Origin of the sequence: Methylobacterium sp. Leaf117 (assembly GCF_001422985.1) — a bacterium.
GTDB lineage: Bacteria > Pseudomonadota > Alphaproteobacteria > Rhizobiales > Beijerinckiaceae > Methylobacterium.
Window position 1 is genome coordinate 567,273 of sequence record NZ_LMNL01000023.1, and the last position, 23,292, is coordinate 590,564.

Below are 23,292 nucleotides of genomic sequence, written 5' to 3' on the forward strand. Positions count from 1 at the left end.
AGTCGGTGCAGGTCGATCGAGCCCGAGTCCGGTCACGCTGCTGAAGCGCGCAGGACAGCTTTCAGCGGCGATCATAACCATTGCGGCACTCAGCCTCCTCGCGCGTGAGGGCCGGCCGGGTCCGGTCGATCCCTCAATTGAGTCGCAGATCGGATCGCCTTTCGTGCCGACGGTGGCACGGGCTGCTAGGCCGGCGATCCCAGTCGCGCTCTCCGAACCTCGTTTTCGCCTGGATGATCCCGATGCGCTGGAGGCGCCTCGCGCCGAGACGGCACGGCTCAACCCTGCGACCGGGCGGCGCGAGGACGTGCTCGTCCAGGGCGGGTTCGATATCATCGAGGCACCCTACCTCCGCCTCACCCTCACGGGCACGCCGGAGCCGGAGACAGGTCCGCGTCTGTTCGTAACGTTGGCGCGTCGCGCTGCGGACGGGCAGGGGCTCGCCGTGATTCGAACCGGTGAGCATGGGACGATCGCCACCAAGTTCGGCGTCGTCGAGACCCTCGACCTGACCCTCGGCGGCGAGGGCAGGCGCAACTGCACCGGCTTCGCAACCCTCGAGCCCGGTGCACTCCGTCTCGATGGCTGGCTCTGCGCCCCGCTGGGTCAGGCTCCCGAGCCCCGTGCCGTCGCCTGCGCTCTCGATCGGATCAGCCTCAACGGCCAGCCTTCATCCGCTCTTGAAAGTACCTTTGCGACCACCGAGGCGCGGCGCGATCCCGGTTGTGGCCCGCGCGTCGTCGCAATGAAGAATGCCGATCGGGATGTCGGCGGCGAAACCGGATCGATCCCCGCCCGTCGGCCGCGAAAAGCGCCCGACACGAAAAAATGAGGCCAAACTGCGGCAATCTTGAGAAGCGCGGCCATAAGCTGGGAACCTCGGCCGCGTTGGCACGTCTTCCCCGCATACAGAGAGCCGTGTTTCTTAAGAAAGCGCGGCTTACAAGTCTCACAGCTTCAACGAAGGTGCGTCATGCGCTCTGTCTCGATTGCCCTGATGGGCGCCCTCACTCTCGCAGCCGTCGGCGCGAACACCGCCGCCGAGGCCCAGGGCCGCTACGCGCCGGCCGGCTACCGCGTGAGCCAGCCGCTCCCGATCCGCATCCGCCCGCGCAGCTGGCTCGACGCCGGCAACGTGGTCGAGGCCAATAACGGCTCGGTCAGCAACCCGGCGACGAACCCCCAGTTCATCACCGCCAGCTACCTGAATTCTCCGCCCTACGGCCGCAACGATCGCTTCGGCGGCGGCATTCTGCCCGACCCGATCACCAATGGCCCGTTCGTCGGAGCCCGCTCCAGCGCGATCCGCAACGTCGATTTTTCGGCCGTCGACGCGATCGATCCGACCTCCTACGTGTCGCGTTTCGGCAACCCCTACTAAGCCGAAATTCACTGCTGGATTTTCGACGGGCCCCTTTCGGGGCCCGTTTTCGTTTGTCGGCGAAGGCTCTCCTGACGCGCCAGTGCCGGCCTGCTAGGGCGCGGCGACCGTTGCCTCAGGCGAAGGCCCTCATGCGACGGCGTGCCTGAGCTCGCGGATGATCGCGTCGCCCATCTCGGTGGTGCTGATCGGCGTCGCGCCCTCCGCGGCGATGTCTCGGGTGCGCGCGCCCGAAGCCAGGGTTCGAGTGATGGCTGCTTCGAGCAGGTCGGCGGCTTCGCCAAGACCAAAGGAGTAGCGCAGGCACATCGCGAGCGAGCCGATCATCGCGATGGGGTTCGCGTAGCCCTTGCCGGCGATGTCGGGGGCCGAGCCGTGCACCGGCTCGTAAAGCGCCTTGCGGCTGCCCTTGGCGTCGACGGCGCCCAGTGAGGCGGAGGGCAACATGCCGAGGGAGCCGGTGAGCATTGCGGCGACGTCCGAAAGCACATCGCCGAACAGGTTGTCGGTGACGAGGACGTCGTACTGCTTGGGCCGGCGCACCAGCTGCATCGCGCAATTGTCGGCGAGCACGTGCTCGAGACTGACGTCGCTATACTCGGCGTGCACCCGGGTGACGACCTCTTTCCACAGGACACCCGACTTCATCACGTTGTGCTTCTCGGCCGAAGCGACCCGGCCGGAGCGCTTGCGGGCGAGGTCGAACGCCACGTGGGCGATCCGCTCGATCTCGGCCGTGGTGTAGACCTGCGTGTCGACGGCGCGCTTCGAGCCATCGGGCAGCACCGTGATCTCCTTCGGCTCGCCGAAATAGACGCCACCTGTGAGCTCGCGCACGATCATCATGTCGAGGCCCTCGACCAGCTCGCGCTTGAGGGCGGAGGCGTCGGCCAGGGCCGGGTAGCAGATCGCCGGCCGCAGGTTCGCGAAGAGGCCGAGATCCTTGCGCAGTCGCAGCAGGCCGGCTTCCGGGCGAATCTCATAGCGCACGTCCGCCCATTTCGGGCCGCCGACCGCACCCAGCAGGATGGCGTCGGCGGCATCCGCCCGGGCCAGCGCGTCATCCGTGAGGGGAACTCCGTGCGCATCGATGGCGGCACCACCGACAAGGTCGCGCTCGATCTCGAACGTGGCAAGGCCCAGCTCACCGAGGGCACCGATCACCTTCTCGACTTCAGCCATCACCTCGGGGCCGATGCCGTCGCCGGGGAGGAGGAGGAGCTTGTAGGCGGTCATGGATCAACTCGCAGTCGTTGGTCGAAGAATTCGTGTCCACCTCCGGGAGGACGCGATCGCGGCATAAAGTGCGTGACGCCGAGGAAGGCCCGGAGATGTCCGGCGTCAGACCTTGCGCGCCACCGTGAAGCGCGCCGCTTGGCGCAGGGTCTCCGCCTTGTCGCCCCAGGCGGCCACGGCTGCGTCGCAGACCCCGACGAGGCGGTCGCACTCGGCGCGTGCGCCCTCAACGCCGAGGCGGTCGACCAGGGTCGCCTTACCGGCGTCCTTGTCCTTGCCGGTGGCCTTGCCCATGGCCTCGGCCGAAGCCTCACGGTCGAGGATGTCGTCGGCGATCTGGAAAGCCTGACCAAGGGCGTGGCCGTAGCGCAGCAGCGCCGTGCGCTGGTCCGGGGTCGCACCGCCGACGATGGCACCAGCCTCCACCGAGAAGGCCAGGATCGCCCCGGTCTTCATCGCCTGGAGCTGCAACGTGTCATCGACCCCCAGGGAGACAGGACCGAAACGTCCCTCGGCGCCAAGGTCGAGCAGCTGGCCGCCGACCATTCCGCCAAGGCCCGAGGCCTTGGCGAGGCCGAGCACCAAGTCGGCGCGCACGGTCGGATCGGGCTGCCAGGTGGCATCGGCCAGGATCTCGAAGGCCAGGGTCTGGAGCGCATCGCCCACCAGGATGGCGGTGGCTTCGTCATAGGCTTTGTGCACCGTGGGCTTGCCGCGGCGCATGTCGTCGTCGTCCATGGCCGGCATGTCGTCGTGAACCAGCGAGTAGCAGTGGACCAGTTCGATGCCCGACCCGGCCGCAAGGGCGCCGGCATCCGAGCCGCCCAGCATCCGCGCCGTCTCGATGGCGAGGAATGGGCGCAAGCGCTTGCCGCCGCCGAGCACCGCGTGGCGCATCGCCTCCATCAGGCGCACCGGCCGGGCGATCTCGCCAGCCTGAGTCTCTGGCTTCAGGCGCTCGGCCAGGAACGACTCCACCGTGTCGGCGGCCGCCGCAAGCCTGTGGGAAAAGGCCTCGACCGGGGCATCCGCCTTGACCGAAGCGTGGGATCCTTGCGTTGAGGTCATGTTCGGTCGGGCCTTCGGTCAGACAGAGTCGTGTCGTGGGCAGGAGGTTCGAATTCTGGACGAGAATGAGAGCCCGGAGCGGCCGCTTCGGCAGATTTCGGCGCGTGCGCTACCGGTGCGCGCTGCATCCGGTATGAAACGGAGCGGCGCGGCACGGCGGATCGTCAACCGCCTATTGCTCCTCCCCGTCATCGCTCTGGCCCTCTTGGTGTCGCTTGCGCTCGTCTATAGTGCGCTGACCCCGCCCTCAACCCTGATGCTTGGCCGATGGTTGACGCTGCGCCCCGTCGACCGGCAGGCGATCGCCCTTGATGCCATTTCGCCCCACCTCGTCCAGGCCGTCATCGCCTCCGAGGATCAGCGCTACTGCCTGCACGATGGCGTGGACTGGGGCGCCCTGCGGGATGTCGTCGATGACGAGGAGGGCCCGAGCCGCGGAGCCTCGACGATCCCGATGCAGACGGTGAAGAATGTTTTTCTGTGGCCGGGCCGATCGGTCATTCGCAAAGCGCTGGAAATTCCCCTGGCCCTCATCGCCGACACGCTGTGGGGCAAGCGCCGTACGTTGGAGATCTACCTCAACATCGCCGAGTGGGGGGAGGGGGTGTTCGGAGCGGAAGCGGCGGCACAGCGCTGGTTCGGCAAGTCCGCCCGCGCTCTCACGCGTGGTGAGGCGGCGCTGCTGGCCGCGGTGCTGCCCAATCCCATCCTGCGCAATCCGGCGATGCCATCACGCGGCGTGCGGGCCCAGGCGGCCCGCATCCAAGCTCGCATGAATGGCGTCTCGGGGTTGATGGGATGCCTGAAGCGGTAGCCCGCGGCGATGGGATCAGGTACCTGCCGGCCATTCCTTGCCCGCGGCCCGCGACACTCCCGTCGGGTCGACGGCCATGACGGGCGCCCTCGCGGCCCCACGCGCGAAAGACGGATGATGACCCAGCCGATGCTCGAACTGACCCTGGAGCGCATCGCGCTGATTCGTCGGATGGTGATCGCGTGGAATTCCGAGGGTGTCGGCGCGCCGATCGTCCATCCCGATGCGCCCTACGGGAGCACCGACCGGGACGAGGACATCTTCAACGTGACCGGCGATGACGATGGGGCCGACGAGGAGCATCGGGCCTTGGGCGAGGCGCTTGCGGTGTTCACCGCCAACGCGATCCTGAAGCCGGGGCGCTACGCCTATCACAACACGCTGGCCAAGCTGGCGTCAGACGATGTCGGCGACGTATTTCGGGACGCGGCCACCGGCGAGACGCCCGAGCATGTCACCTTCGACGTGACCGCCGAACAGGTGGCCCGGGTCCATGCCCTCGCGATTCGCTGGGATACCGCTCGCGACGTGCCGGCGGTCGACACCAACGCTCCGTATGGCCCAGGCACCGCGCTACCCGCCGAGCACCGCGAAATGCAGCCGGTGCTCCAGATCTTCCTGCGCTACGCCGACCTTGGGCCGGGCGACTTCGTCCGGAGCGACGCGGGCTGGCAGCCGGCGTGAGGGGCGGGAACGACGCAGGGGCGAACGGGTCGGGCACAGGAACGTTGCCGAGGTGAACCAAGCCGAGGAACGTGACGGATGCTGCAACGCTGGCCGAGCCGGATCTGGATCGTTCGACATGGCGAGAGTGCCGGCAACGTCGCGCGCGACGCGGCGGCTGAGGCAGGTCTGGCTCGGATCGACATTGCGGAACGCGATGTCGACGTTGCGTTGAGTGAGCGCGGTCACCGCCAGGCCGAAGCCCTCGGACGCTGGTTCGCTGAGATGCCCGATTCCCAGCGTCCGAATGTCGTTTTGACGTCACCCTATCGTCGCGCCCAGCAGACCGTTGCGGGGATTCGCCAGGCTGGCGGCATCGCGTCGGACGCTCCCGAGGACTACGTCGACGAGCGGCTTCGTGAAAAGGAGCTGGGCCTACTCGATCGCCTGACTCGAACCGGGATCGAGGCTCTTCACCCGGAGCAGGCCGAACTCCGCGCCCGCCTCGGCAAGTTCTACTATCGTCCGACCTGCGGCGAGAGTTGGTGCGATGTCATCCTGCGCCTGCGCGGCGCAATGGATACGGTTTCGCTGCATCACGGCGAGAAGCGTGTCCTCATCGTCGCCCATCAGGTCGTGGTGCTCTGCCTGCGCTACCTCATCGAGAATCTCAGCGAAGCGGAGATCCTGGGTATCGACGCGGAGGCTGACGTCCGGAACTGCTCCGTCACCGAATATGCCTTCCAGGCCGAGCCGGGCTCGACGGGGCGGATGCACCTCCAGCGCTACAACTTCGTCGCCCCGGTGCAGCGGGCCGGCGCTCCCGTCACCGCCGAACCCTCGCCGATGGAGGACGTGCGATGACCGGGATCGAACTCGACGACGCGTGCCTGCGCCAGCGCCCGCTGCCGACCCCTGAGGCGGGAAGCAAGGACGATCGCGGCAGTGTCCTCGTCCTCGGCGGCTGCGCCGAGGTGCCGGGCGCGGTCTTCCTGGCCGGCGTGGCGGCCCTGCGCGCCGGAGCCGGCAAGCTGAAGATCGCGTCGGTACGGAGCGTCGCCGTTGCGATGGCTTTGGCCGTCCCCGAGGCCATGGTGATCGGCCTCCCCGAGACGGAGGACGGCGAGATCGAAGCCGAAGCGGCGGCACCCCGCATCGACAAGGCGGCCAAACGCTGCGACGCGGTGCTGCTCGGCCCTGGCATGAACACCTGCGACCTCACCACGATGCTGGTCCGCACCCTCCTGGCGGAGCAGAACGCAACCACCTACGTTCTCGACGCCGGCGCGATCTGTGGCCTCGGCGCCCACGCGGAGACCGTGCGAAGCCTGACGTGCCCGCCGGTCCTCACGCCCCATGCCGGCGAAATGGCGCAACTCCTCGATTGGGAGCGCGAAGCGGTGGAGGCCGAGCCCCTGAAGGCGGCACGGCAGGCGGCGGAGATGCTGCGGGCCGTGGTGATCATGAAGGGCGCCGAGAGCTGGATCGTCGCCCCTGACGCAGCGCACTGGCACTACAGTGGCGGCGGCGTCGGCCTCGCGACCTCCGGGTCCGGTGACGTTCTGGCGGGGATCATCGCCGGCATCCTGGCGCGGGGCGCCGATCCCGTCACGGCGGCTCTGTGGGGGGTCTACCTCCACGGTGAGGCGGGTGCTTGGCTTGCAAGATCGGTTGGGCCGATGGGCTTCCTGGCCCGGGAGATCTCAGGAGAAGTCCCGCGAATTCTGCAGGGCTTCTCGGTGAGCCGGGCCGAGTAGCCGAGTACCCTCGGGCCGGAGTCTCTCAGCAGGGAGGCCCCGGCCGGTCCGGTTCCGTTCAGCCCCCGAGCTTCTTCTTCCGCTGGGCCAATGTACGCAGGCGCAGGGCGTTAAGCTTGATGAAGCCCGCCGCATCGCGATGGTCGTAGGCGACGGCGCCCTCCTCGAACGTGACGAGGTCCTGGTCGTAGAGCGAGTTCGGGCTGGTGCGTCCGATGACGTGGACGCCGCCCTTGTAGAGTTTCAGACGGACTTCACCGGTGACCATCTCCTGGCTCTTGTCGATCAGGGCCTGTAGCATCTCGCGCTCCGGGCTGAACCAGAAGCCGTTGTAGATCAGCTCCGCGTATTGCGGCATGAGCTGGTCCTTCAGGTGCGCGGCACCCCGGTCCAGCGTGATCGACTCGATGGCGCGGTGGGCCGGCAACAGGATGGTGCCGCCGGGCGTCTCGTACATGCCGCGGCTCTTCATGCCGACGAAGCGGTTTTCCACGAGGTCGAGCCGGCCGATACCGTTGTCGTGGCCGAGCTGATTCAGCTTGGCGAGCAGGCTCGCGGGCGACAGGCGTTCGCCGTCGATGGAGACCGCATCGCCCGTCTCGAAGCCGATGGTGATGATGGTCGGCGTCTCGGGAGCCTCCTCCGGCGAGATCGTCCGTGAGTAGACGTAGTCGGGAACCTCGTCGGCTGGGTCCTCCAGAACCTTGCCCTCGGACGAGGCATGCAGGAGATTGGCATCGACGGAGAAGGGGCTCTCGCCGCGCTTGTCCTTCGAGATCGGAATCTGGTGCTGTTCCGCGAAGGCGATGAGCTGCTCGCGGCTTTTCAGGTCCCATTCCCGCCAGGGGGCGATGACCGTCACGTCGGGCTTGAGCGCGTAATAGCCCAGCTCGAACCGGACCTGGTCGTTGCCCTTGCCGGTGGCGCCGTGACAGACGGCGTCCGCACCCAGCCGCTCGGCGATCTCGATCTGCTTCTTGGCGATCAACGGCCGGGCGATGGAGGTACCGAGGAGGTAGACGCCCTCATAGACGGCGTTGGCCCGGAACATCGGGAACACGTAGTCGCGTACGAACTCCTCGCGCAGGTCCTCGATGAAGATGTTTTCGGGCTTGATGCCGAGCAGTTCCGCTTTCTTGCGGGCGGGTTCCAACTCCTCGCCCTGACCCAGGTCGGCCGTGAAGGTGATGACCTCGCATCCATAGGTGGTCTGGAGCCACTTGAGGATGATCGAGGTGTCGAGGCCCCCCGAATAGGCGAGCACGACCTTGTTGACGGGCTTCGGGTTCGCGTCGGTCATGGGGCTCGCTTTGCGTTCGGAGTTTGGATTGCGGCGGCTTATCAGCGGAGCGCGGGGCCGTGCAACCGCCGTGCCGCCGGGCGCGTTCGCTCGAGGTAATTGTGGCCGGTGAAGACCATGTCGCGCGACCGCCTTGTGGCGAGCCAAGCGTCGGGCGACACTCAAGACCATTCTCGATCCCGGAGATTCGACGCATGCCGCGCAGGCCGACCCTCGAATTCTGGTACGAGTTCGCGTCCACTTATTCCTATCTGTCGGCGATGCGGATCGAAGCCCTGGGAGAGGCCGTTGGCGTGGAGATCCGCTGGCGGCCCTTCCTGGTAGGGCCCATTTTCGCGGCGCAGGGTTGGAACTCCTCGCCCTTCAACCTCTACGCCGCCAAGGGCCGCCATATGTGGCGCGACGTCGAGCGAGAAGCCGCCCGGCAGGGTCTGCCTCCGGTCAAGCGACCTGATCCTTTCCCCCAGAACAGTCTCAGCGCCACGCGCGCGGCCACCTATGGCATGGATTACGAGTGGCTCGTGCCGTTCTCGAAGGCCGTCTACGAGAGTCAGTTCGCCCGCGGGCAGTCCATCGCCGAACCGCCGGCCGTGGTGTCGCTCCTCAACGGGCTCGGCCTCGACGGAACCATCATCCTGAAGCAGGCGGCCGCCGAGACCAACAAGGGTCGCCTGCGCGTCAACGGGGAGGAGGCGCGCTCGCGCGGCATCTTCGGCGCACCGACTTTCCTGACCAACGATGGCGAGTTGTTCTGGGGCAACGACCGTCTGGAGCAGGCCCTGGCCTGGGCCGCCGGCGATCGGCCCGGCGCCATGCGTTGAGGCGTGCCGCTGGCGGTCCGGCGTCAGCGGGTCTAGAAGCCGGGCGGTTTTTCGTCTCCCCCGCTTCCAGGGCCGCCCCATGAGCTTCGCGTTCCCGCGCCTCGACCGCCGGCGTTTCCTCCTCGCCTCCGCGGGCCTCTCCGCCGGAATTGGGTCCGTCGGTGCCGCTCTGGCTCAAGGATACGGTCAGGCGTTCAAGGTGGAGAACGACGAGGGCCGCCCCATCGCCAACATGCGCCTGCCAGGCGAGATCGTCGGTGAGATCCCCGCCCTGCGCGGGGTCACGTATATCGGTCCGGCCGAGGCCGAGACCACGCTGTATGAGTTCTTCGACTACAACTGCCCCTATTGCCGGAAGGCAGCGGCCGACATGGTCTCCCTCAGCGAGAGCGACCCGTCGCTGCGGATCGGCCTGATCAACAACCCCATTCTCGCGGTCCAGTCCGCCCAGGCCGCCAAGGTCGCTCTCGCGATCCAGCGCAAGCTCGGGTCGGCTGCCACCTGGAATCTGTACCGAACGCTGCTCGCCAGGCCGGGTAAGATCGACGGTCCGGGCGCCCTGCAGGCGGCGGCCAAACTCGGCGTGGCAGCGACGGAGATCGAGAGCATCGCCGACAGCGAAGACGTCCGGCTCGCGCTCAAGGCGCAGATGCGGATGGCAGCAGATCTCGGCCTCGCGGCGACGCCCTCCTACGTACTCGGCAACACCGGCCTTCTCGGCCATCCGGGCCCGAAGGCCCTGGCCCGGATGATCGCCGCCACCCGGCGCTGCGACCGGATCGCCTGCTGACGGCGCGGCCTCACCTTCGCCACCGTTTGCCCCCATCGGAACGGGGTTCGGCATGTCGCGTTGCACAACGCATCGGCGCAAGTTCCGTCGTCTTGCGCCCCCCGGACACGCATGCTAGGCCCTCGCCGCGCCGGAAGGGCGGGCTTTTCAAGGTCCGCGCAGACCGGCACGTTCCCAATCCTGACGGTTTCGCAAGCCCGCGCCCAACAACGGTGCGACAAGGCCGGAGCCCTCAGGCAGGATTGAAGAGAGAGCGGCGCGTGGCGCAGAACGGTTCCGAGGCGGGTTCCCCGGTTGCAGGCGTAGCGGCGCGTTACGCGTCGGCCTTGTTTGAACTGGCGCGTGATGAGCGCGACATCGATGGTGTCGCGGCGAGCCTCGATCAGTTCGACGCCATGCTGAAGGAGAGCGCCGACCTGCGCCGCTTCGTGCGCAGCCCGGTCTTCTCCGGCGCCGAGCAGGAAACTGCCATCGTCGCCCTCCTGGAGAAGTCCGGCATCGGCGGTCTGGGTGGCAACTTCATCCGTCTCGCGGCCTCCAATCGTCGTCTCTTCGCGCTGCCGGACATGATCCGCGGCTTCCGCGCCCTGGTGCGGGAATCGAAGGGCATCGTGCGAGCCGAGGTCACCGTCGCCGAGCGTCCTTCGGACGCTGTGATCGAAGACATCAAGGCCTCTCTTCGCGACGTCGCCAAGTCGGAGATCGACCTGGACCTGCGCATCGACCCCAGCCTGATCGGTGGCCTCGTGGTCAAGATCGGCAGCCGCATGGTGGACGCCTCCCTGCGCACCAAGCTCAATGGAATTCGCCTTGCGATGCGGGAAGCCCGGTAAGGGCCTTCCAGGCCCGACTGCTTCCCGTTCCTGACCCCAATCAATCAATCTAAAGACAAGAGGCCCGACGATGGATATCCGCGCCGCCGAGATCTCCGCGATCCTGAAGGATCAGATCAAGAACTTCGGCCAGGAAGCCGAAGTCACCGAGGTCGGTCAGGTTCTGTCCGTCGGTGACGGCATCGCCCGTGCCTACGGCCTCGACAGCGTCCAGGCCGGCGAGATGGTCGAGTTCGAGTCGGGCGTGCGCGGCATGGCCCTCAACCTCGAGCAGGACAACGTCGGCATCGTGATCTTCGGGTCCGACCGCGACATCAAGGAAGGCCAGACCGTCAAGCGCACCGGCGCCATCGTGGACGTACCGGTCGGCAAGGCGCTGCTCGGCCGCGTCGTCGACGCGCTCGGCAACCCCATCGACGGCAAGGGTCCCATCGCCACCACCGAGCGTCGGCGCGTCGACGTGAAGGCCCCGGGTATCATCCCGCGCAAGTCGGTGCATGAGCCGATGGCTACCGGCCTCAAGGCCATCGATGCCCTGATCCCCGTCGGCCGGGGCCAACGCGAACTGATCATCGGCGATCGCCAGACCGGCAAGACCGCTATCGCCCTCGACACCATTCTGAACCAGAAGCCGGCCCATGCCGGCACCGACGAGAACGCCAAGCTCTATTGCGTCTACGTCGCCATCGGCCAGAAGCGCTCCACCGTCGCTCAGTTCGTGAAGTCGCTGGAAGACAACGGTGCGCTCGAGTACTCGATCGTCATCGCCGCCACCGCCTCCGACGCCGCGCCGATGCAGTTCATCGCGCCCTTCGCCGGGTGCGCCATGGGCGAGTATTTCCGCGACAACGGCATGCATGCCGTGATCGTGTATGACGATCTCTCCAAGCAGGCCGTGGCCTACCGCCAGATGTCTCTGCTCCTGCGCCGCCCGCCGGGCCGCGAGGCTTACCCGGGCGACGTGTTCTACCTGCACTCGCGCCTGCTCGAGCGCGCCGCCAAGATGGGCGACGCTGCCGGTAACGGCTCGCTGACCGCGCTGCCGGTCATCGAAACCCAGGCCAACGACGTCTCGGCCTACATCCCCACCAACGTGATCTCGATCACCGACGGTCAGATCTTCCTTGAGACTGATCTGTTCTACCAGGGCATCCGTCCGGCGGTGAACGTCGGCCTCTCGGTCTCCCGCGTCGGCTCGTCGGCCCAGACGAAGGCGATGAAGAAGGTCGCCGGCAAGATCAAAGGCGAGCTCGCGCAGTACCGCGAAATGGCCGCGTTCGCGCAGTTCGGCTCGGATCTCGACGCCTCGACCCAGAAGCTCCTGAACCGTGGTTCGCGCCTGACAGAACTCCTCAAGCAGCCGCAGTTCTCGCCGCTGAAGATGGAAGAGCAGGTTGCGGTGATCTATGCCGGCGTGAACGGGTACCTCGACACCCTGCCGCTGAACAAGGTTCGCCCCTTCGAGGACGCTCTGCTCTCGGCCCTCCGGACCAAGCACGCCGACCTTCTCACCAAAATCCGCGACTCGAAGGATCTGTCGGACGACAGCGCCAAGACGCTGAAGGGCGTCGTCGAAAGCGTCGCCAAGTCGCTCGCCTGAGGCGCGCCACGAAAGCGAAACCGGCCGCCCCAGGGTGGCCGGATCTCAGTGAGAGCAGGCGCCCGGGTCGTTCGGGCGTCTCGCCTTGAGCGGCAGCGGATGGATCTGGAAGTCACCCCATGGCGAGTTTGAAGGATCTGCGGAACCGCATCACTTCGGTGAAGGGCACGCAGAAGATCACCAAGGCGATGCAGATGGTCGCCGCCGCCAAGCTGCGGCGGGCCCAGATGGCTGCCGAAAGCGCGCGCCCCTACGCCGAGAAGATGTCCCAGGTTCTCGGAAACCTCGCGGCCAACCTGGTGGGCGGCGTCCAGGGTCCCCGGCTCCTCTCTGGAACCGGTTCTGAGAAGACGCACCTGCTCGTCGTGTGCACGGCCGATCGCGGCCTGTGCGGCGGTTTCAACTCCTCGATTGCACGTCTCGCCCGCGACCACGCCCGTAGGCTGGCGGCCGAAGGCAAGACGGTGAAGATCATCACCGTCGGCAAGAAGGGCTACGACCTGCTCCGTCGCCAGTTCCGTGACGAGATCATCGAGAACCGCGATCTGCGCGGCAACAAGGCGGTCGATTACGAGTTCGCTGCCGAGATCGCCAACAGCATCATCGCCCGCTTCGATGCCGGTGAATTCGATGTTGCGACCCTGTTCTACTCGCGCTTCCGCTCGGTGATCTCGCAGATTCCGACCGCCCAGAAGCTGATCCCGGCCGAGCTGCCTGAGACGGGTGCCACCGCACCCGACGCTGCGCTCCAGTTCGAGCCGAGCGAGGAGGCGATCCTCGATACGCTGCTTCCGCGCAACCTGACCGTTCAGGTGTTCCGGGCACTCCTCGAGAACGCCGCCTCCGAGCAGGGCGCCCGAACGGGTGCCATGGATTCCGCCACGCGCAACGCCGGCGAGATGATCAAGAAGCAGACGCAGATCTACAACCGGACGCGTCAGGCCATGATCACCAAGGAACTCATCGAGATCATCTCGGGCGCCGAAGCGCTCTAAGCGCACCCGACGCCCTGACCACACCATTTTCAAAGGACCCGTAACATGGCGAACACCGCTCTCCCCGGCGCCGGCTCAAGCAAGGTCGGCAAGATCACCCAGGTCATCGGCCCCGTGGTCGACGTTCACTTCGACGGCCACCTGCCCGAGATCCTGAACGCCCTGGAGACCAAGAACAACGGCAGCCGCCTCGTTCTCGAGGTCGCAATGCAGCTTGGCGAGAGCACCGTGCGCTGCATCGCCATGGACACCTCGGAAGGTCTGGTCCGCGGCCAGGAGGTCACCGACACCGGCGAGGCCATCAAGGTTCCGGTCGGCTTCAACACCCTCGGCCGCATCATGAACGTCATCGGCGAGCCCATCGACGAGGCCGGCCCGATCCAGTCTGACACGCTCCGCGCCATCCACCAGCCGGCCCCCGCCTATTCCGAGCAGTCCACCGAGTCGCAGATCCTCGTCACCGGCATCAAGGTGGTCGACCTGCTCGCTCCCTACGCCAAGGGCGGAAAGATCGGCCTGTTCGGCGGCGCCGGCGTCGGCAAGACCGTGCTGATCATGGAGCTGATCAACAACATCGCCAAGGTTCACTCCGGCTACTCGGTCTTCGCCGGCGTCGGTGAGCGCACCCGCGAGGGCAACGATCTCTACCACGAGATGATCGAGTCCAAGGTGAACATGGACCCGAAGGAGCACAACGGCTCGGCGGAAGGCTCCAAGTGCGCCCTGGTCTATGGCCAGATGAACGAGTCCCCCGGCGCCCGCTCGCGCGTCGCGCTCACCGGCCTGACCATCGCGGAAGACTTCCGCGACCAGGGTCAGGACGTGCTGTTCTTCGTGGACAACATCTTCCGCTTCACGCAGGCCGGCTCGGAAGTGTCGGCGCTGCTCGGTCGTATCCCGTCGGCCGTGGGCTACCAGCCGACGCTCGCCACTGACATGGGCGCCCTGCAGGAGCGCATCACCACCACCACCAAGGGCTCGATCACCTCGGTGCAGGCCATCTACGTGCCGGCCGACGATCTGACCGACCCGGCGCCCGCCGCCTCGTTCGCCCACCTCGACGCCACCACCGTGCTGTCGCGCTCGATCGCCGAGAAGGGCATCTACCCGGCCGTGGATCCGCTGGACTCCACCTCGCGCATGCTCAACCCCGCCGTTCTCGGCGAGGAGCATTACGACGTCGCCCGCCGCGTCCAGCAGACCCTGCAGCGTTACAAGGCCCTTCAGGACATCATCGCGATCCTGGGCATGGATGAGCTCTCGGAAGAGGACAAGCTGACCGTCGCCCGCGCCCGCAAGATCGAGCGCTTCTTCTCGCAGCCCTTCTCGGTGGCCGAGATCTTCACCGGCTCGCCGGGCATCCAGGTCCCGCTGGCTGACACGATCAAGGGCTTCAAGGGCCTCGTGAACGGCGACTACGACGACCTGCCGGAGGCGGCGTTCTACATGGTCGGCACGATCGAGGACGCCAAGGAAAAGGCGAAGAAGATCGCTGCGGCGGCCTGAGGTCTTGAACTCCAAGATCGTTCTACTGCTGGTCGGTCTCGTGGTCGGCGGTCTGGCCGGGTATCTCACCCGGCCCGAGGCTGCCGAGATCAAGATCGGCTCGTTCAGCCTCGAAGTTCAGGGAGATGCACCGGCTGGTACGCGCGGCGGCTCCCTGACCACGGGCCAGATGCAACATATCGGCATCTTCGCTGTCATCGGTGCGGTGCTGGGCCTCGGGATCGGCTTCGTTGCCGATCGTCGCGGCGCCTGACGACGAAGCGGACGGCGCGCGCCACCGAGGCATGGCGCGCCGTCACTCCAAACAGACACCCCGAACCGGGATCCTCGACCACATGGCCACCTTCCAGTTCGATTTCGTCGGCCCTGAGCGGACCGTGTATTCCGGCCCGATCGAGGCGGTTCAGCTGCCCGGTGTCGAGGGTGAAATGACCGTTCTCCCCGGCCACGCCCCCGTGCTCACGGCGCTCAAGGTCGGCGTGATCGTGATCAACGAGGTTGGTCACACCGGTAAGCGCGTTCTCGTCCGCGGCGGTTTCGCCGATATCGGCCCGACCTCGGTGACGGTCATCGCGGAGCGGGCGAACCCATTCGAGGAAATCACGCAGGAATCCCTCGACCGTGACATCGAGGCGATCGAAATGCTGCGTGATGCCACCGAGGACTTCGCCCGCAAGGACGAGTTGACCGGTCAGATCGTCCAGCTTCGCGACGCCAAGGTCGCCCTCAACTTCTAGCGCCTACACGGTCGCGCGCGCGAGCAGATCGTTGCGCGCGGCTTCGTCCTCGGGGCATCCGCGTTCGAGCCAAAGGTCGCGCGCTTTCGCGAGGCGACGGCCGATCTCCGGCCCCGGCGGTACCCCACGCGCCACCAGATCGGCACCCGTGAGCGGAAGCCTCGGCGCCGCCACTCGCCCAGCCTCCACATCGTCGAGATACGTTGTGGCGTCCGGCGACCACACCGAAGGGCCTTCGCCGTGGGTCGCCCGTTGGGCCAGGGCCAGTGCCGCCGTGGTGTGGCACGCGGCAAGCCGGCGGATCTCACGGGAATCGACGACGACACGACCATGCAGGGCGGCCACCGCACTGGCATAGTCCGTGAGGGCAGCCTGTTCTGCCTTTGAGAGCCGCAGCGCCAGTCCGAGGCGTTCGGCATCGGCGGCGGAGAACACCGCCAGGGCCGCCAGCCTGTCGATCTCCGCGTTGTCGGCCCCGTCCTTGACGACGCGGTTGAACCGGCCGAGATCGCCGAGGCCCCCGATCAGGCGCATCAACAAGCCGGTCTCGCTCAGGGTTTCGATGGCAGCCGTTGCTCCCGGCGCCCGCAGCAGATTCAAGAACTCCGCGCGGACCCGCTCGCGCGACAGGCCATCCAGGGCATCCCGCGCTTCGATGCAGGCCGCGAGCCCCTCCGGGTCGGGGCGACCTGCCCCGTAGCGGGCATGAAACCGGAAGAAGCGCAGGATGCGCAGGGCGTCTTCGCGGATGCGCGTCCGAGCCTCACCGATGAATCGGACGCGCCCGGCTCGAAGGTCATCCACCCCGCCTGTCGTATCATGCAGCCAGCCCTCGGCATCGAGGGAAAGCGCGTTGATGGTGAAGTCCCGGCGCTGGGCATCCAGAGCGAAATCCCGGCCGAACCGGACCACGGCGTGGCGCCCATCGGTCTCCACATCCTCACGCAGGGTGGTGACCTCGAAGGTGGTGTCGCCGACGAGCAGCGTCACGGTGCCGTGCTCGATGCCGGTCGGGATCGCCCGAAGTCCAGCGCGCTCGGCGCACGCGATCACGTCGTTCGGCTGCAGCGTGGTGGCGAGGTCGATGTCGTCGCCGATGCGCCCGAGCAGCGCATCGCGGACGCAGCCGCCCACGAGGCGGGTCGCCTCTCCGTCCCGCGTCAGGGCTGTGAGCACCCGTCTAACACCGGGCCGCTTGAGGAGATGCGCGAGCCCTCGGGTGTCGTGGGCTGCTGAATGGAACGCCTGCTCGCTCACTGGAACCGACCGGGCACGACCTGTCCGTTCTCCAGGTGAGGTGGGACGTAGCCCCCGCGATGCCGCTCGCTGAAGAGCCCGATCGCGACCAAGGAGAGGATGACGAGGCCGAGGCCGGCCAGAGTCAACCGGAAGGCCTGTCCGGTCCAATGGGCGCGGTCATAGGGCTTGCGCCCGGTGATCGCGAGAAAGAACGCGAAGACAAGGAACGGCGAGAGGAAAATCAGGAATTCTTCGAGGACGCGACGAATCATGAGACTCTTTTGAAGTGGACGATCTGAACGCCGGGTCAGGGGTAGAGCCGCTCTTGGAGGTTGTTCAGAATTCCGGCGGTCACCCCCCAGATCCGGTACGGCCCATACAGGGTGACATAGTAACGCCTCCGGCGTCCGCGCCATTCCGCGCTCTCGATGCGGCGCTGTGTCCGATCGAGGAGGTGCGCCAGCGGAACCTCGAAAGTCGTGGCGACCTCGTCGGCGTTCAGGTTCAGGCGCGCCTCCGGGTCAACCAGTCCGAGGACCGGGACGACCAGGAAGCCGGTGGCCGACAGATACGGATCAAGATAACCCAGCACCCGGATCGCATCGGCTGTCAGGCCGACTTCTTCCCGCGCCTCGCGCAGGGCGGCATCGGCCGGAGTCGGATCGTCGGCGTCGATCTTGCCGCCCGGAAACGCGATCTGGCCCGAATGGTCGCGCAGGTGCGCGGCGCGCACGGTGAACAGGACGCTCGGCCCCGTGGCGCGGGGCAGCACCGGTACCAGCACCGCGGCGCGCCGATGGGGCGGCCCCGGCACCACGGCGTCATCGGCGCCATCGAGGTCGTGGTCGCCGCGGGGGTTCGCCGTCGGGTCACCCTCGCCCGGCGGTTCGAAGGACAGGTGGTCGGCGGCCCGGGCGAGGAGGTCCGTCAGCGCGACGTCGTGCGTCATGCGCTCTCGGCGGGCGCGATGCGGTGGAAGAGGCCGCCGGCCTCGACGCCGAGCCAACCTTCACGGTCCTCGGCGAGCGCCAACAGGTCGTAGGTCAGTGCCCGGGTGAGCAGGGCCCAGAGATCCCGGCGGACATGGACATAGGGGCGCAGGCCTCCGGCAGCATCCGGCGCGAACCGCAAGCCGTGGTCGGCACCCACCGGGACCAGATCGTCGACATTGGTGCGGAAAGCGATACGCCGGTCGGGACCGTCGCCCTCGATGGCCATCTCGACGGCCACGAACGGCGCGTCTTCGACCGTGATGCCGACGCTCTCCACGGGGGTGACCAGCACGAAGCTGCCGTCGGGCTCGCGCCGCAGGATCGAGGCGAAGAGTTTGACCAGGGCAGGCCGGCGAATCGGAGCGCCGTCGTGGTGCCAGGTGCCATCGGCAGCAATCCGCATGTCGATGGCGCCGCAATAGGGTGGGTTCCAGCGCTCCACCGGCGGCGGGCCGCGCCGCGTCGCGTTCCCGAGGGCGAAACGGAGTCGGTCGATCGTCGGATCTCCGACGGCGGCGGCGGGGTCGGTCATGAACGCTAGATAGCGCATCTGGACAGTGAGAACACGATCCGGCCTCGTGCCTCGCCCGTGAGCCGCTCGCGCAGGACTGAACCCTGCGTCGTCGCGCCGACCTTGCCAGCGTGCGGGAAAGGGCGCCACACTCCCGCGTTGAGGGTCGCTGACAGGCCCGCGCATTGTTCGCGTATTCCCGCGGCACCCGGCCCTCGACGGCCGGCGCCGAGACGCCAGGACCGACACGCATGATCCAGGGCTCCCAGCCGGCCACTCCCCTCGATGACGGCATCGTCGCCACGGCGGAAGCCTGTCTCGGATCGGTGGGGCAGGCGCGCGAGGCGATCCACAAGGTGATTTTCGGCCAGGAGCAGGTGGTCGACCTCGCCCTCATCACAATTCTGGCGGGCGGCCACGGCCTCCTCGTCGGGCTGCCGGGTCTGGCGAAGACGAAGCTCGTCGAGACCCTCGGCACCGTACTCGGGCTCGATGCCCGGCGGGTGCAGTTCACGCCGGACCTGATGCCCTCCGACATCCTCGGCACTGAAATTCTCGACGAGGATGCCGATCGGCACCGCTCGTTCCGTTTCGTCAAAGGGCCGGTCTTCACCCAGCTTCTCATGGCGGACGAGATCAACCGCGCTAGCCCCCGCACCCAATCGGCTTTGCTTCAGGCCATGCAGGAGCATTTCGTCTCGGTGGCGGGCGAACGCCACGATCTGCCGCGACCTTTTCACGTGCTCGCGACCCAGAACCCGATCGAGCAGGAAGGGACCTACCCGCTGCCCGAGGCCCAACTCGATCGGTTCCTCCTTGAGATCGATGTCGGCTATCCCGATCGTGCCGCCGAGCGCCGCATCCTGATCGAGACCACCGGAAGCGACGAACACAAGCCGGTGGCCGTGATGTCCACCGAGGCGCTGTTAACGGCCCAGCGCCTGGTGCGCCGCCTGCCGGTGGGCGACGCAGTGGTCGATGCCATCCTCGACCTCGTGCGTGCCGCGCGGCCGGAGGACGGGGATCCCTCCCTCAAGGGCAAGCTGCTGTGGGGACCGGGTCCACGCGCCAGTCAGGCTCTGACTCTGGCGGTGCGCGCTCGCGCGCTGATCGAGGGACGCGTTGCGCCCTCCGTCGCCGACGTGAAGGCGCTGGCCGAGCCGGTCCTGAAGCACCGCATGGCGCTCAGCTTCGCGGCGCGTGCCGACGGCGAGACCATTTCGGGCCTCATCGCCCAGCTCGCCGGCAAGCTCTAACGGCATGGCGACTTTCCGGCCCGGCGGCGGCGCGACCCAGGTTCTCGACCGGAGCGCCCGCAATCCGGGACGCCGCGAGACCGAAAGCGCTCTCGCGCTGGCCGAGCGGATGCCACGTCTGATCCTCGAATCGCGCCGGGTGTCCTCGACACTGGCCCATGGCATCCACGGCCGACGTCGGGCCGGATCGGGCGAAAGCTTCTGGCAATTCAGGCCGTTCGTGGCCGGCGAGGCCGCCGCGCGCATCGACTGGCGCCGCTCGGCCCGCGACGACCGGCTCTATGTGCGCGAGCGCGAGTGGGAAGCCACCCACAACATCTGGTTCTGGATCGACCGCTCGGCCTCGATGGGGTTCGCCTCCCACTTGGCGCAATCCCCGAAGGTCGAGCGCGCTTTGGTCCTCGGCTTCGCACTGGCCGACGCATTGGTGGAGGGCGGGGAACGCACCGGCCTGCTTGGGCTCACCCGCGCAACGGCTTCCCGCCGCATCGTCGAGACCATGGCGCAGGCACTGGTCGCCGACGCCAAGGGGCAGGATGACGACGCGCCGCCGCGCGCGACGCCCGGGCGGTTCGATGAGGCCGTGCTGATCAGCGACTTCCTGTCGCCGCCGGATGCCGTGAAGGCCTCCGTGGACCGCCTCGCCGGAAGGGGCACCCGGGGCCACCTCGTGATGATCGTCGATCCGGTCGAGGAGACCTTTCCGTTTTCTGGCCAGGCGGTCCTGCACGATCCCGAATCGAGCCTCAGCCTGAACGTCGGCGATGCCGGCGCCTGGGGCGAGGCCTACCGGGTCCGGATCGCCGCCCATCGCGATCGCCTCGCGGAGATCGCCCGCAGCCAGGGCTGGACCCTGACGATCCATCGCACCGACCGCCCGGCGAGCGAGGCGGCCCTGCGCCTCCTCACCCTCGTGGCGGCGGCGCGCGGGACCGGCTGAGGATCGCCGCATGCTCGGATTGCCCCTGACCTTCGCCGCGCCGCTGGCGCTCGCCGCTCTCATTGCCCTTCCGGCACTGTGGTTCCTGCTGCGGGTGACGCCGCCGCGCCCGCGCCGCATCGACTTCCCGCCGCTCGCGATCATGGCCGATCTGCTCGGTCGGCGTGAGACGCCGGCCCGGACCCCGCCCTGGCTCCTGATCCTGCGCCTTCTGGCGGCGGCCGCCCTGATCCTGGCGGTGTCCGGCCCGGTGTGGAATCCGTCCGGTACGGGGGCCGCGACGGGGCGCACACCGCTCCTCGTCATGCTCGACAACGGCTTTACCTCGGCCCACGACTGGCGCGAACGTCTCCGCGTTGCAACCGACGCGGTCGAGGGGGCGGCGCGCGACGGCCGGCCGGTGGCGGTGACCGCCCTGGCCGAGCCGACGGCGCCCGTCGAGGCGAAGGTCCCGGCGGCTGCGCTCGAACGCCTGCGCGCCATCGCGCCGCGGCCGCACCTCGCCGACCGTGAGACGCATCTGCCGGCCCTGGCCGCGTTCCTGGAGCGCAGCCCCGCCGCCGCCATCCTGTGGATCAGCGACGGCGTCGCCGGTTCCGGCGAGGACGTCTTCGGCAAGCGCCTGGGTGATCTTGTCGCCGCACGCGGCGCGTCCCTGACGATCCTGAAGGCCGACCGTCCACCGGCCTTGGCGCTGTCGGCAGCCGAGGCCAGCGGGCGGCTTACCGCTCATGTCCTGCGTGCCGGTCCGAACGGTCGTGATACCGGGCTGGTGCGCGCCCTCGATCAGAAGGGATTGCCGCTGGCCGAGCAGAGCTTCACCTTTGCACCGGAGGCGTTCGACACCGAAATCGGGTTCGACCTGCCGGTGGAGCTGCGCAACAGCATCAGCCGGATCGAGATCGCTGCGGAGCGCTCCGCCGGTGCCGTGACGCTGGTCGACGAGCGCGGTAAGCGCCGGCGCGTCGGCCTCATCTTCGGCGGTACCAGCGATCAGGCCCAGCCACTCCTGGCGCCGACCTATTACCTGTCGCGGGCGCTGAGCCCCTACGCCGACGTGCAGGAGCCGCGTGGGGCCAAGAGCGTCGCCGAGTCGATCACCCAGCTCCTCGACAATCAGGTTTCTGTTCTCGTCCTGGCCGATGTCGGCGCGCTCGACGGACCGACCCTCGCCCGTGTCGAGCAGTTCGTGGACGAGGGCGGCCTCCTGCTGCGCTTCGCCGGGCCGCGCCTGGCCGCCGGCAACGATCCCCTGGTGCCGGTGCGCCTTCGCCGCGGCGGCCGGACTCTCGGCGGAACCTTGTCCTGGGACAGCCCGAAGACCCTGGCGCCTTTCGCTCCCGAGAGTCCCTTCGCGGGTCTGACCCCGCCGGCCGACATCGGCGTGCGTCGCCAGATCCTGGCCGAGCCCGACGGCGAGCTGCCGGGCCGGACATGGGCCTCGCTGCAGGATGGCACACCGATCGTGACCGCCCAGAAGCGGGGCCAGGGTCTCGTCGTGCTGTTCCACGTCACCGCCGACACGACCTGGTCGAACCTGCCTCTGTCCGGCCTGTTCATCGACATGCTGCGCCGGGTGGTGAATCTCGCCGGCGCCAAGGCACTGCCGTCCGGCGATGCCGGGGCCCGGGCTACCGCCGTGCTGGCCCCGCGCCTCACCCTCGACGGATTCGGAGCGCTCGGCACTCCGCCGGCCGGAGCGATCGCGGTCTCAGCCGATTCCAGCGAGCGGGCCACCCTGGAGCATCCGCCGGGCTTCTACGGCCCTGCCGATGGCGGCATCGCGGTCAACGCTCTGGCCCCCGCCGACCGGCTCAAACCTCTCGACTTCGCCGCCCTGTCCGGCGCGCGCGTCGGGTCTCTGGCCGGCGCCGAAACCCTCGATCTGCGCGCCTCCCTCTTCACTCTGGCTCTGATGCTCCTGATTCTCGATACCCTTGCGGGCCTCTGGCTTAGCGGCTTCCTCCGGCGCGCACGGGGCTTCGTCTCGCGTCCGGCCGCGATCGTTCTGGCCGTTCTGGCGCTCGGTGCCCTGGTGGGCCTGCCCGGTCCTGTGCAGGCGCAGCAGGGCCAGACGGCGCGGGCGGGCGCCTTCGACTCGGCGCTGGCCACCCGCCTCGCCTATGTGGTGACTGGCGACGAGGCGGCAGACACCGCCAGCCGCGCCGGGCTTACGGGCCTGACCCAGATGCTGGCGAGCCGCACCGCCCTGGAGCCGGGCGATCCGATTGGGATCGATCCCGCCAAGGACGAGCTTGCATTCTATCCGCTGATCTACTGGCCCATCGTGGCTGGACGTCCGCAGCCGAGCGAAGCCGCGATCCGCCGTATCGACGCCTTCATGCGCAACGGCGGCACCGTGATCTTCGATACCCGCGACGCTCTCACCGCGCGGCCCGGTGGTCCGCCGACTCCGGAGGCGGCCTACCTGCGCAAGATGTTGTCGACCTTGGAGGTGCCGGAACTCGAGCCGGTCCCACCGGATCACGTCCTGACCAAGGCGTTCTATCTCGTCGACAATTTCCCCGGCCGCTACGCGACCGGCCAGACCTGGGTCGAGACCCTGCCTCCGGCGGGGGAGGGCGCCGAGCGCCGTCCGGCGCGTGCGGGCGATGGCGTCTCGCCCATCGTGATCACGAGCAACGACCTCGCGGCGGCCTGGGCTGTGGGTAAGCGGGGCGAACCGCTCTACCCCATCGTCGGTGGCGACCAGCGCCAGCGCGAGATGGCTTTCCGGGGTGGCATCAATTTCGTGATCTATACCCTGACCGGCAACTACAAAGCCGATCAGGTCCATGTCCCGGCGCTCTTGGAGCGCCTGGGCCAGTGACACAACAAAAACTGGAGGCCCCG

At 67.9% G+C, this 23,292-nt stretch carries 24 protein-coding genes; 17 read left to right on the forward strand and 7 right to left on the reverse strand.

Annotation, left to right across the window (positions count from 1 at the left end; translation table 11 throughout):
- The first annotated feature begins 163 nt into the window (after nt 1-163).
- Together ASF57_RS14070 and ASF57_RS14075 are read left to right on the forward strand one after the other, a co-directional pair.
- Nucleotides 164-832: a hypothetical protein gene (locus tag ASF57_RS14070; RefSeq protein WP_244476937.1), complete on the forward strand. Its 669-nt coding sequence runs from the start codon at nt 164-166 to the stop codon at nt 830-832.
- 141 nt (nt 833-973) lie between these two features.
- On the forward strand, nt 974-1,381 hold the full coding sequence (locus ASF57_RS14075) for a hypothetical protein (protein WP_056179719.1): 408 nt from the start codon (nt 974-976) through the stop codon (nt 1,379-1,381).
- 129 nt (nt 1,382-1,510) lie between these two features.
- Here ASF57_RS14075 and leuB read toward each other — a convergent pair whose 3' ends face one another.
- Complete coding sequence (gene leuB, locus ASF57_RS14080; protein WP_056484311.1) at nt 1,511-2,617, reverse strand: 3-isopropylmalate dehydrogenase; 1,107 nt, start codon at nt 2,615-2,617, stop codon at nt 1,511-1,513.
- 105 nt (nt 2,618-2,722) lie between these two features.
- Entirely contained in the window at nt 2,723-3,685 is a 963-nt protein-coding gene (locus ASF57_RS14085; protein ID WP_056484321.1) for a polyprenyl synthetase family protein, read from the reverse strand.
- Here ASF57_RS14085 and mtgA point away from each other — a divergent pair.
- From mtgA to ASF57_RS14105, 4 genes are all read left to right on the forward strand, one after another.
- The gene (mtgA, locus tag ASF57_RS14090; protein WP_056484324.1) at nt 3,684-4,499 is read left to right on the forward strand and encodes a monofunctional biosynthetic peptidoglycan transglycosylase; all 816 of its coding nucleotides are present in this window, start codon (nt 3,684-3,686) and stop codon (nt 4,497-4,499) included. The genes ASF57_RS14085 and mtgA overlap by 2 nt on opposite strands.
- Before the next feature lie 117 nt (nt 4,500-4,616).
- Entirely contained in the window at nt 4,617-5,183 is a 567-nt protein-coding gene (locus ASF57_RS14095) for a hypothetical protein (RefSeq protein ID WP_056179730.1), read from the forward strand.
- A 78-nt stretch (nt 5,184-5,261) separates the two neighbouring features.
- Complete coding sequence (locus ASF57_RS14100; protein WP_056484327.1) at nt 5,262-6,026, forward strand: histidine phosphatase family protein; 765 nt, start codon at nt 5,262-5,264, stop codon at nt 6,024-6,026.
- Nucleotides 6,023-6,919 (forward strand): NAD(P)H-hydrate dehydratase, encoded by an 897-nt coding sequence (locus tag ASF57_RS14105; protein ID WP_056484330.1) that lies wholly within the window; start codon nt 6,023-6,025, stop codon nt 6,917-6,919. Before ASF57_RS14100 ends, ASF57_RS14105 begins: the two co-directional genes overlap by 4 nt.
- 58 nt (nt 6,920-6,977) lie before the next feature.
- On the opposite strand, the gene ASF57_RS14110 is transcribed toward ASF57_RS14105, so the two are convergent.
- A complete protein-coding gene (locus tag ASF57_RS14110) occupies nt 6,978-8,219 on the reverse strand; it encodes an argininosuccinate synthase (protein ID WP_056484333.1) in 1,242 nt (413 codons plus the stop codon).
- 194 nt (nt 8,220-8,413) lie between these two features.
- Here ASF57_RS14110 and ASF57_RS14115 point away from each other — a divergent pair, with 194 nt between their 5' ends.
- The 8 genes from ASF57_RS14115 to atpC all read left to right on the forward strand — a co-directional run bounded on the left by ASF57_RS14115 (nt 8,414) and on the right by atpC (nt 15,501).
- Nucleotides 8,414-9,040, forward strand: coding sequence for a 2-hydroxychromene-2-carboxylate isomerase (locus ASF57_RS14115; protein WP_056179743.1), 627 nt, complete (start codon nt 8,414-8,416; stop codon nt 9,038-9,040).
- Nucleotides 9,041-9,119: 79 nt separating this feature from the next.
- The gene (locus ASF57_RS14120; RefSeq protein WP_056179745.1) at nt 9,120-9,830 is read left to right on the forward strand and encodes a DsbA family protein; all 711 of its coding nucleotides are present in this window, start codon (nt 9,120-9,122) and stop codon (nt 9,828-9,830) included.
- Nucleotides 9,831-10,090: 260 nt separating this feature from the next.
- Entirely contained in the window at nt 10,091-10,663 is a 573-nt protein-coding gene (locus ASF57_RS14125) for a F0F1 ATP synthase subunit delta (protein ID WP_056484336.1), read from the forward strand.
- A gap of 70 nt (nt 10,664-10,733) precedes the next feature.
- Nucleotides 10,734-12,263, forward strand: a complete 1,530-nt coding sequence (gene atpA / locus ASF57_RS14130; RefSeq protein ID WP_056179751.1) for a F0F1 ATP synthase subunit alpha — start codon at nt 10,734-10,736, stop codon at nt 12,261-12,263.
- Between the two features lie 119 nt (nt 12,264-12,382).
- Nucleotides 12,383-13,258 carry a F0F1 ATP synthase subunit gamma gene (locus ASF57_RS14135; RefSeq protein WP_056179754.1) on the forward strand — a complete coding sequence of 292 codons (876 nt, stop codon included), beginning with the start codon at nt 12,383-12,385 and terminating at the stop codon, nt 13,256-13,258.
- 45 nt (nt 13,259-13,303) lie between these two features.
- Nucleotides 13,304-14,764, forward strand: coding sequence for a F0F1 ATP synthase subunit beta (gene atpD, locus ASF57_RS14140; protein ID WP_056484339.1), 1,461 nt, complete (start codon nt 13,304-13,306; stop codon nt 14,762-14,764).
- A 4-nt stretch (nt 14,765-14,768) separates the two neighbouring features.
- Complete coding sequence (locus ASF57_RS14145) at nt 14,769-15,017, forward strand: hypothetical protein (RefSeq protein WP_056179762.1); 249 nt, start codon at nt 14,769-14,771, stop codon at nt 15,015-15,017.
- An 82-nt stretch (nt 15,018-15,099) separates the two neighbouring features.
- Nucleotides 15,100-15,501 carry an ATP synthase F1 subunit epsilon gene (gene atpC, locus ASF57_RS14150; protein ID WP_056179765.1) on the forward strand — a complete coding sequence of 134 codons (402 nt, stop codon included), beginning with the start codon at nt 15,100-15,102 and terminating at the stop codon, nt 15,499-15,501.
- A gap of 3 nt (nt 15,502-15,504) precedes the next feature.
- Here atpC and ASF57_RS14155 read toward each other — a convergent pair whose 3' ends face one another.
- Genes ASF57_RS14155 through ASF57_RS14170 form a run of 4 tightly spaced genes read right to left on the reverse strand, consistent with a single transcriptional unit; the run spans nt 15,505 to nt 18,264 of the window.
- Nucleotides 15,505-16,758 carry a CCA tRNA nucleotidyltransferase gene (locus ASF57_RS14155; RefSeq protein WP_056484342.1) on the reverse strand — a complete coding sequence of 418 codons (1,254 nt, stop codon included), beginning with the start codon at nt 16,756-16,758 and terminating at the stop codon, nt 15,505-15,507.
- A complete protein-coding gene (locus tag ASF57_RS14160) occupies nt 16,755-17,012 on the reverse strand; it encodes a DUF6111 family protein (RefSeq protein WP_056179772.1) in 258 nt (85 codons plus the stop codon). The genes ASF57_RS14155 and ASF57_RS14160 overlap by 4 nt, the downstream gene beginning before the upstream one ends.
- Nucleotides 17,013-17,047: 35 nt before the next feature.
- Nucleotides 17,048-17,689, reverse strand: coding sequence for a CoA pyrophosphatase (locus tag ASF57_RS14165; RefSeq protein WP_056484347.1), 642 nt, complete (start codon nt 17,687-17,689; stop codon nt 17,048-17,050).
- Entirely contained in the window at nt 17,686-18,264 is a 579-nt protein-coding gene (locus tag ASF57_RS14170) for a DUF1285 domain-containing protein (protein WP_056484601.1), read from the reverse strand. Before ASF57_RS14170 ends, ASF57_RS14165 begins: the two co-directional genes overlap by 4 nt.
- A 230-nt stretch (nt 18,265-18,494) precedes the next feature.
- Here ASF57_RS14170 and ASF57_RS14175 point away from each other — a divergent pair, with 230 nt between their 5' ends.
- The 3 genes from ASF57_RS14175 to ASF57_RS14185 are packed head-to-tail and all read left to right on the forward strand — an operon-like array spanning nt 18,495 to nt 23,269.
- The gene (locus ASF57_RS14175; RefSeq protein ID WP_056484350.1) at nt 18,495-19,499 is read left to right on the forward strand and encodes a MoxR family ATPase; all 1,005 of its coding nucleotides are present in this window, start codon (nt 18,495-18,497) and stop codon (nt 19,497-19,499) included.
- Between the two features lie 4 nt (nt 19,500-19,503).
- On the forward strand, nt 19,504-20,439 hold the full coding sequence (locus ASF57_RS14180; protein ID WP_056484352.1) for a DUF58 domain-containing protein: 936 nt from the start codon (nt 19,504-19,506) through the stop codon (nt 20,437-20,439).
- Nucleotides 20,440-20,449: 10 nt separating this feature from the next.
- A complete protein-coding gene (locus tag ASF57_RS14185; RefSeq protein ID WP_056484356.1) occupies nt 20,450-23,269 on the forward strand; it encodes a DUF4159 domain-containing protein in 2,820 nt (939 codons plus the stop codon).
- Nucleotides 23,270-23,292: the final 23 nt, after the last annotated feature.